The organism is Desulfobacter sp. (assembly GCF_050177295.1).
In genome coordinates this window covers 1-5,021 of record NZ_JBFXHE010000330.1, presented here as the reverse complement: position 1 = coordinate 5,021, position 5,021 = coordinate 1, and the positions used below count along the sequence as shown (strand labels likewise).

The 5,021-nt window shown below is 45.1% G+C and carries 3 protein-coding genes and 1 pseudogene; all 4 read right to left on the bottom strand.

All coding sequences use genetic code 11. From position 1 onward, the window contains the following. The coding region (locus AB7U36_RS18260) for a serine protein kinase PrkA (protein ID WP_428161096.1) at nt 1-1,683 on the bottom strand (1,683 nt) is incomplete at its 3' end. Next, nucleotides 1,680-3,344 (bottom strand): SpoVR family protein, encoded by a 1,665-nt coding sequence (locus AB7U36_RS18255; RefSeq protein ID WP_428161095.1) that lies wholly within the window; start codon nt 3,342-3,344, stop codon nt 1,680-1,682. The genes AB7U36_RS18260 and AB7U36_RS18255, both read right to left, overlap by 4 nt. 38 nt (nt 3,345-3,382) lie before the next feature. After that, entirely contained in the window at nt 3,383-4,555 is a 1,173-nt protein-coding gene (locus AB7U36_RS18250) for a DUF444 family protein (RefSeq protein WP_428161094.1), read from the bottom strand. Between the two features lie 24 nt (nt 4,556-4,579). Continuing rightward, a pseudogene (locus tag AB7U36_RS18245) lies at nt 4,580-5,021 on the bottom strand (serine protein kinase PrkA); the annotation flags it as partial.

Sequence of the window (5,021 nt, the reverse complement as noted above, 5' to 3'; positions counted from 1 at the left end):
CGAACATAGGTCAGGCATGCTGATCAGCCTGTTTTCCTTAGCAAAATTCGAATAAAACCGGTCAAAAATTTTAATGGCGTCGCGACCGGATAGTCCTTGTTTCCCAAATTCTTCCGATTCTACAAGAATTTTTTTCATCATTTTTTTATCAAGTGCTTTTATGTCCTCGTCATCCAGCCATTTAGGAATGTTTCCCCTGAAAATCTCCATAATCAGCAGAATAAGACTCTCATCGCAGAAATTCAGGTATTTTTTAGGATCTTTTATCCATTGCTCCAGAGCGGTGGATTTTCTGCCGATCCTGGAGCAGATAATGATTCTTGCAAAATTCTCCAGCACCATGGGCAGAAAGCTGTTTTCAACATGGCGGCCAAAGATGTTCAGGTAAATTTTAACTTCTGTATTCACATCAAGAACATATGGAATGTCTATATACTGGATGCGGTCTTCAAAAGAGGGGAAGTCTTTAAGATTTTGTTTATCCTCGGGATTCATGAGGGCAAAAAACAAAGCCTCAACCCGTTCTTCGATATCCTCCACCTTATGAACCCCTTCTGAAATTATATTGTGAAGTTCCACCATGCGCTCGACATTATGGGATTTAATATCCATCAGTGCATAGATACCGTTGTGAACTTTTGCATATGATGAATAAATATAATTAATAACGTTGGAATCCTGGAACAGTGCATTGATGCGTCCCTGGAGCATCTGGTTGAGGATGACGTTTCGCCGCAACGGCTTGTCACCGGGGTTAAAAACAGAGATTCCGTTGCCCAGGCGGCGGTTGAAATAATAGGGCCTGGCATGCAGCATGTCAAACACCTTGGCAGGGCTGCCCAGGCGTTCTAAAAGGCTCTGGTAAATGGACGCGCACACGGTGCAGACCTCGTCTTTGAATACCCATTCATACTGCTTTTCCGTAAAGAGCTTCCATTTGAATTCATCGTTTTTGATCAGTTCGTCCAGAACGGCCCGCCTCTGGTCCTTGGGTATCACTAAGAAGGGATTGTCATGGCACAGGCAGGGAATTTCAATAAATTCCGGATCCGGTCCTTCAAAGGTCACTGGATTTTGTTCCACAGCCGGCCTGGTTTCTGCTGAATCCCCGTCAATATACTGGATCAATTTTTCAAAAGAGGACATCATTAAAGATGTTGTTTCACGGCATTTAAGCATTTTTACATCCAGGCGCCATACAACCTCGTAACGCAATCCTTCCTGGGTATTTGCGTACTGCTCAAATTTTTCCAGAAGGTTGTTTAAAAAAGTGGATTTACCGCACCCATGGGGACCGTAAAATACATAAATCCGATTCTGCTGGGCACCATGACGCAGATAATCCATCTGTTTCATGAACCGGTTGGCAAACAGCATATCCGGAAAATACGGTGCATCTGCATCTTCCGTAAAAAGCTTGCTGGTATCATATTTGGTTACAGCCGAACGTTCGGAATTTTCTTCTAATTCAAATACATGACTTTTAATCATGTCATGAAATGACTGAAAAATATTTCGTAACACCTGAGCAGGGTTGGCATTGAGAAGCTGCAGAAATGTCTGAAAAGAAACGGGTTTATGCCGCTGGTAATCCTGGATATTCCGATTTAAAAAGTCCAGGGCCTGGCTGACAGAATCAACAGCACTGGAATCCACAGAACTGGGATTAGTATCCATGGTCATGCCGCCTCCCGTTTGTTCAGTTTCCGTTTATCCATTACATAGCATACCCGTTTCCACCTAATTTTTACAGATTTCGCCGCATCCCCCGCTGTACCGGAACCCGTTGCGGATAGATCACGGAAACTAATGTAAGGGGGTTTTGCCTGTTCTGTTCCGTCAGGTTCGCTGGTTTCAAGATAAACGGGCCCTCCCCATAAAAATTCAATGCCAATCATGGTATTTTCAATGTAATCTGTTTTAAGGGGCTTGTCTTCAAATTCATGGACAAGATAGAGCAATCCGTCTTTGGATTTTTCTTCATCCACATGTATCGCCGGCGGATGATACAGGGTGTTGATGACCATATTTTTATAATCGTCAACTTTTTTGGATTTAATATAGTACTGCCAGCTCATACGTTCCCTATTGAACCGCTTGCCTGTGACAAACAGCTTGTAATGGTCTAAAAAATCCTGGTCCACAAATTTGTTGATAAAGGTGAAATCATTCATGTTCTCCCTGACTTTAAAGATAAAATCATGGCCGTTTTTCTTTCCTTTATCAAAGTGTTGCCTGTTTCTCTCATCTTTCAGGCAGAAATACTCAAAGGAATAGCATCCTCTGTTCTGCATCTCTTCAATATGTTCAAAAAGGCGTAGACCCAGGGCATAGGGGTTGAGTCCCACCTTGGGCAGTGCGGTTACCATGGCATTCACTTTTGCAAAATCCGTTTCATGCCCACGGATTCGTTCATCCTTCATGAACAGATATTCGTGCCAGTAGCTGGCCCAGCCTTCATTCATAATCTTTGTGCGGATCTGGGGCTGGAAATACAATGAGGTGTCGCGCACGATCTGGATCACGGACTTCATCCACTGGTTTTCCTGGGCACGTAAAAACGGAGAATGCCTGATAATGTATTCCATGATATCAAAAACCGGCTTTTCCCTGTCTTTTCGCGCTTTTTGAAACATCTGCTCAAACTCAGGATACTGGGAGAGAACCAGTTCAAAAAATTTAGGAAGATTTTCCCTGCACTGATTGAATCTTGCAATTTCCTTTAAATAGGTGTTGTGAGACACCTGCTTGATTTTCTGTAGAAAAATATCAAAATAATAATCCTGCCTGGATAACTTGGGCATGGACCGGTTCCGGGATCTCAAAGTCGTATCAAGCGCTTTGTGATAGCCCACCAGATTATCCATTCCCCTGGAAAATTCAATAATATAATCCACCCAGCGCCGGCCTTTCTCGCTTCTGAGTTGGGCAATTAACCTTTTATCCGCCAGGGCCTGGCCTGTGAGATCAATATCCCAGGTATTTGTAAAAAAGAGATTGTTCTGAAAAAAGTCAATATGCCCAAGCACATGATAAAAAATCATTACATTCAGCCAGTCCGGGTTATTATCGTTATAATAGGAAATGGCCGGCCGGGTATTGATAACGGTTTCATACGGGTTGGAAGGATAGGCTTCATACATGCCCTTGCCTGACAAAACCCTGACATCATGAACCCAGTAATCATATAGGGTGGGAATCATGATCTTGGGGGACAGTTCGATCATGTCCCGGTTAGTGACGATATATTCAAGGGTTTCATCATCAAACTTCAGGCCTTCATCCCTGGCTCTGACCTTGCACTCTTCCATGATTTTCTTTACATGCTGACTGACAAGTTCCATTGGGCCTGCCTTTCTTTTTTTATCCGGCGCTTTATTTATCAGGAAATCAGATTTTTGATCCCCTGAATAATTCTGGAATCATCCACATCCTCATTCATGACATCCAGTTTGATATGGTGCTTATATTTTTCAAGTATGCCGGATTTTCTTAAATATTTTTCAACTTCGGTCTGGGCTGTCCCCACATAGGAATGCTCTACAATGGAGATACCTATCCGGGCAGCATAGCGCAACATTTTTTCTATTTGTTCGAGGGTGTTGACGCCATCCTTATCCCAGTCATCGCCATCGGTGCCATGAAAAACATAAATATTGTAGTCTCTGGCCAGGCTCTCCTGCTCCACGATTTTATTCACCAGCTCAAAAGCGGTGTAAACCTTGGTGCCTCCGGCCACCTTATAAGAGTGGTATTTATAAAAATCCTGCACCTCCCTTGCCTGGGTGTCATGGAGAATAAAACGGGTTTCCACCTGTCTGTCATATTGATACAGAAGCCATGAATAGAGCATCACATGCTGGGAAACCACCGCCTCGGTGACCTTGCCGCCCATGGAACCTGAATAATCCCTCAGGAAAAAGACCAGTGCCTGGGATTCATACTCTTTTTCCCTGGACAGAATCCTGTAAACAAGATCCCGGGGGGAGACAATAAACCGGCCCGGGTCTATATCGTTGACATCCGGAATCGTGCCAAGGGCAATATTGGTCTGGACAATCTGCTTTAGCGTCGCTTTTTTATCCAGAATCTGGCCCATTCCCCGGTTTTTATCTGTCAGGTCATAGATATAGCGGGATAAGGCACGCCTTTTGCCTTTGTCCTGGAGGTTGGGAAGCTGGAAGTCCTGGGACAGTACTTTGCCCAGTTCGTAGGCACTGGATTCGAACTCATGCTCGCCACCCTGGCCTTCTCCTTCGCCGGCGCCCTCTCCTTCCCCCTGGCCCTCTCCCTGGTCCGGGCGCACCGGCTGTTCACCGATGATATCGCCCTCTTCTCCCTCTCCGGTACCGCCGGAAGATTCTCCCTCTCCGGTTTCCGGGTCAAAGGAAGGTTCATCGTGGACAAACTTCTCCTCCACGGTGGTAGGGACCACGATAATTTTGTCTTTTCCCCCGGTACCTGGTTTGACAATGCGGCCGATACGGATTTTACGCTTAAACCCATCTTCTTCCCGCTGCCGATCCCGTTCCAATAATTCATCAAGGGTTATCATACGCTGTCCCTTCGCTGTGTAACACTATTTGTCATCTTCCTGGCTGCAGAAATACTCTATGGTTTTCTGGGCACAGGTAGGGCAGTACCCAAGCTTCTGATCCATGGTGTAAATCATTCTGTCATACAGTTTTTGATTTTCTTCATTGGTCCGGTTGGCCAGCGCCCCAATCAAAGAACCAGCCCCGGCAATGTCCGATTTAAGCCGGACATCGGTAACGGCTTTAACCAGTTCCAGATTGTCCATGAAATCATAATTGGCATCCACAGACAGTTTCTGGCCATAAATCTTTCTAATGGAATTTCTAAAGGAGGCGCGCTGTTCTTCGGTTTTAAGGCCCAGGCGCTCCTCCACGTTTTTAATATAGCGCTCATCAATTTTATGGGCCCTAAGCTCACCTGTCTGGGGATCCTTGTACTTCCACATCATATCAGCCCCCAGGTGTTCGGCATCCACACCAATGATC

Bases quoted from the DNA above. Each gene is read 5' to 3' on its own strand.
- AB7U36_RS18255 (WP_428161095.1), bottom strand. From the start codon at position 3,344: ATGGAACTTGTCAGTCAGCATGTAAAGAAAATCATGGAAGAGTGCAAG.
- AB7U36_RS18250 (WP_428161094.1), bottom strand. From the start codon at position 4,555: ATGATAACCCTTGATGAATTATTGGAACGGGATCGGCAGCGGGAAGAA.